At 59.7% G+C, this 3,414-nt stretch carries 4 protein-coding genes and 1 pseudogene; 3 read left to right on the forward strand and 2 right to left on the reverse strand.

What is annotated here, in order from left to right; translation table 11 throughout:
* Positions 1-294: 294 nt before the first annotated feature.
* Positions 295-852, forward strand: coding sequence for a DUF7010 family protein (locus I2487_RS14205; RefSeq protein WP_207172856.1), 558 nt, complete (start codon positions 295-297; stop codon positions 850-852).
* A gap of 134 nt (positions 853-986) precedes the next feature.
* On the opposite strand, the gene I2487_RS14210 is transcribed toward I2487_RS14205, so the two are convergent.
* A complete protein-coding gene (locus I2487_RS14210; RefSeq protein WP_207172855.1) occupies positions 987-1,631 on the reverse strand; it encodes an AAA family ATPase in 645 nt (214 codons plus the stop codon).
* Positions 1,632-1,811: 180 nt separating this feature from the next.
* Here I2487_RS14210 and I2487_RS14215 point away from each other — a divergent pair, with 180 nt between their 5' ends.
* Entirely contained in the window at positions 1,812-2,345 is a 534-nt protein-coding gene (locus I2487_RS14215) for a GNAT family N-acetyltransferase (protein WP_207172854.1), read from the forward strand.
* 21 nt (positions 2,346-2,366) lie between these two features.
* Here the strand turns inward: I2487_RS14215 and I2487_RS14220 are convergent.
* Positions 2,367-2,573: pseudogene (locus I2487_RS14220) on the reverse strand (IS30 family transposase); the annotation flags it as partial.
* 319 nt (positions 2,574-2,892) lie between these two features.
* On the opposite strand from I2487_RS14220, the gene I2487_RS14225 reads away from it, so the two are divergent.
* Positions 2,893-3,156 (forward strand): hypothetical protein, encoded by a 264-nt coding sequence (locus tag I2487_RS14225; RefSeq protein WP_207172852.1) that lies wholly within the window; start codon positions 2,893-2,895, stop codon positions 3,154-3,156.
* The last annotated feature ends 258 nt before the right edge of the window (positions 3,157-3,414 follow it).

Raw genomic sequence — 3,414 nt, forward strand, 5'->3', positions numbered from 1 at the left:
AGGAACTCAATGATCGACCACGGAAAAGACTAGGTTTTCAGAAGCCGATCGAACTGATCGAAGACCTCCTGTTGCAATGACCGCCAGAATCCGCCGATCCCTTTTCGTGCAAGGTTGGCGCATTGCAGCGTCGGCCACCATTCGCCACGGTCCCCTCGGCCTGTGGGCGGCAAAGACTGTGAACCCCTTCAATCAGACCCCTTGAGTCGACCCTGTCTTTCCGATGCACTGCTGGAGCAGACAATAGTTCCCGTACCATCTCTCCCAACAACAGCTGACCGGAGGGCGCCGATCATGAACCTGACTTCTCCACTGCAAGAGCTAGCCGATCAGAACATCTCTGGGGCAGCCTTCCTCCTCGCGTATGGGATGACCTGGCTGGTATGTGCAGTGCTGTGGGAGAGGGCGACCTCGCGCACTGCCGCCGTAGCAACGCTGTTCCAGGGCGTAATCGCCTTTCCGGCGGCAATCGGACTATCCTTCCTGATCGGAGCCTTCAACCAGCCCAGTCCGGTCCCCGCAGAAATCACGCAGCTTTCGATCCTGATCGGCACGTCACAGTTGCTGGGCCTTCCCTTTCTGATCTACCTGGCCGTCACAGAGCGCTACTCACTGCTGCCGGTTGCATTTGCCTCAATGGTCAGCATGCATTTCGTCCTCTATTCCTGGCTCTACCAAACTCCGTGGTACATCGTGATGGCGGTCCTGATCTCGGTCGCCGCAGTGATCATGATGGCTACTGCGCCGAAAGCGCCGGAACGAGTCGGGCCAGCGCGGGTGTGCTGGGTGACGGGGATCCTGCTCCTGCTGACCGCGGCGGCCTTCCTGATCCTGCACCTGTTGAGCATGTAGGGACCGAAGTTTCCGAACCGTCGACCCCGGGCGCGGGGACGTCCGGTGGTTCGCGGCAGTTGAAACCCTGCCCGAAAGCCGATCCCGCTCCGTGCAGGCGAGCTTGGCAGATGAGGCTTGAGGTGGCGATTCAGCTAGAGGTGTCTGAGGTAGCGCTCGGGTGCGGCGAGGAATGCTTGCCAGCTCGTGACGAGGTCGAGATCCTCCCACTGTCGAGGACGCAGGCCCCAGCTGCCCACTTCGAGTATCTGAGCATTTGGCAAGGCAGCCAGCAGGGGTGAGTGCGTCGAAAGGATCACCTGTGAATCTCCCGCGGCCACGATGTCTTTCAATATGCTGAGCAACGCCAGGCAACCCGAGAAGGACAGTGCTGATTCTGGCTCATCGAGGACCCACAGCCCCGACCCACGAAATCGATTAGCCACGAGTTCGAGGAATGATTCGCCGTGGGACATCTCGTGAAACGCAACGTCCGGCCGACCGCTCGTGCTGGGGTTCACCTCGAGGTAGGTGTAGAAGCTATGCATCGTTTCGGCTCTGAGGAAGTATCCGCGTCGGGTGGTACCGGCGTTGCGGACCACGTGGAGGTGATCGGCGAGTACCGACTCTGTGGAACGTGTGGTGTGCTGGGCTCCGGTCGAGCCTCCCTCGGGTGAGAGACCGTAGGCCAACGCGATTGCCTCGATGATGGTCGACTTACCGGACCCGTTCTCACCCACCAAGACGGTAGCCGGACCGAGATCCAGCCCGTGATCGAGGATCGTAGCAACAGGCGCCAACGTTGCCGGCCAACTCTGCCGGCCTAGGGTGTTGGAGGAATTCTCGGTGAGTCTTCAGATTGGGAACCGCTCGAAGGCCATGCGGCCAGTGTGCCAGTCACAGCGCGGGCACGGGACCGCAAGAGGATCGGCTTGCGCGCAGGGTACGGGTTGGTTTGTTCGTCTGAGAGGATCGACCGTATGGCTGTGGAACTGCGTCCTTGGAAAGATGAAGACGCTGCGTCTCTTTCGGATGCGTCTAAAGGGAACCTTGACCTACACACCCAGTTCGGTGGCGTCGATCTTTCAGAGGTTGACCGCGCCCGCCATCACATACGCGAGCACCTTGCGTTTACTGAGTCCTCGCGCAACTGGGCGATCGTTTTCGACGGTGTAGCTGTCGGCAATGTCGGACTAGCGGCTATCGAACGACGCCACGGTACGGCCTGGGCGTACTACTGGCTCACCACCGCAGCACGCGGCCAAGGCTTCGCATCACGTGCCCTCGCTACTGTGGCCGCCGAAGCCTTCGCGGACGGGCTCTTCCGACTCGAGCTAGGGCATCGGGTCAACAACCCAGCATCCTGCACAGTCGCTACTCGCGCCGGATTCCCCGTGGAAGGGCTTGAGCGTCAGAAGTTGCAGTATGGAACCGAGCGGTTCGACGTGGAGACGCATGCACGCCTTCGCACTGATCCAAGCCCTGTTCTGGAGCTTCTTCCAACTGCACGCTGAGGGATCGGTGGATTGTGGCGGTCATTGCAACAGGAGGTCTTCGATCAGTTCGATTGGCTTCTGAAACCCTAGTCTTTTCCGTGGTCGATCATTGAGTTCCTGAGCCACCCAGTCCAGGTCCGCTTCGCTATGGATACTGAGGTCCGTGCCCTTCGGGAAGTACTGCCTCAAGAGCCCATTGGTGTTCTCGTTGATCCCACGCTGCCAGGGCGAGTGTGGATCGCAGAAGAGAGAGCGAGTCCGCTAGATCCAGCTGTGGCCGTCCCAGTTCCTTGGCGCGGGACGCCGCCAGCCTGGAATGATCAAGGTGCAGGGGAGATGCGTGAGCGCGGACGAGAGCACGAATTAACCACCCTTTAATCGCATAGATCTGTGCCATAGTGAGTATATGAAACCCAAATCATCAAAGACCGTCACGGGCGCCTTTCCGATACTTGCGGTTCTTCTGGTGGCGACCTCATGTAGTGCAGCCGCCAGTGATACAACGTTCGAGGATGTCGCAGACCTCTCATCCTCCGTGGAGTCTGCAGGGCACGAATGCAACGCTATGACTAGCACGACGTACGACCTCGGAGAGCAGGCCATGTGCGCGGAAGGCCACTCGCTCACAGTGTGGGATGAAGAGGCCGACCCTGGGGAACTCGGCGAGGATGACGCCCTGGTGCAGGAAATGGAAGAGCAGGGCCTGATTGAGCATTTGCGCGGAGCGAACTGGCACGTGATGTCCGTCGACGGCGACCTGCTAGATGAGATGCAGCAGAATTACGGTGGCCAACGCAATGAAGAAGGCGTTCCTGACCTCAACGACTAACTGAATCGCCGGGATCCCCCTCACAGCGTGCTACAGGGTTCGCCAGCAGCCCAGTGCTTCCTTGTCACTCCAGCCGACCAGGAAAAGTGCCAAGGTGATGAACCCGGCGCTGCGCGCAAGCCGATCCCTCAGCGTGCACCGAGCACTCCACGCAAGTTTGAGTGCCCGGTGAGCGACCGGCGGATTCTGGCGGTCATTGCAACAGGAGGTCTTCGATCAGTTCGATCGGCTTCTGAAAACCTAGTCTTTTCCGTGGTC

The sequence above is a fragment of the Nesterenkonia sp. E16_10 genome, assembly GCF_017347085.1.
GTDB lineage: Bacteria > Actinomycetota > Actinomycetes > Actinomycetales > Micrococcaceae > Nesterenkonia.

Excerpts from the sequence above, each read along its gene's own strand:
- I2487_RS14215 (WP_207172854.1), top strand. The coding sequence starts at position 1,812 with ATGGCTGTGGAACTGCGTCCTTGGAAAGATGAAGACGCTGCGTCTCTT.
- I2487_RS14205 (WP_207172856.1), top strand. The coding sequence starts at position 295 with ATGAACCTGACTTCTCCACTGCAAGAGCTAGCCGATCAGAACATCTCT.
- I2487_RS14225 (WP_207172852.1), top strand. The coding sequence starts at position 2,893 with ATGACTAGCACGACGTACGACCTCGGAGAGCAGGCCATGTGCGCGGAA.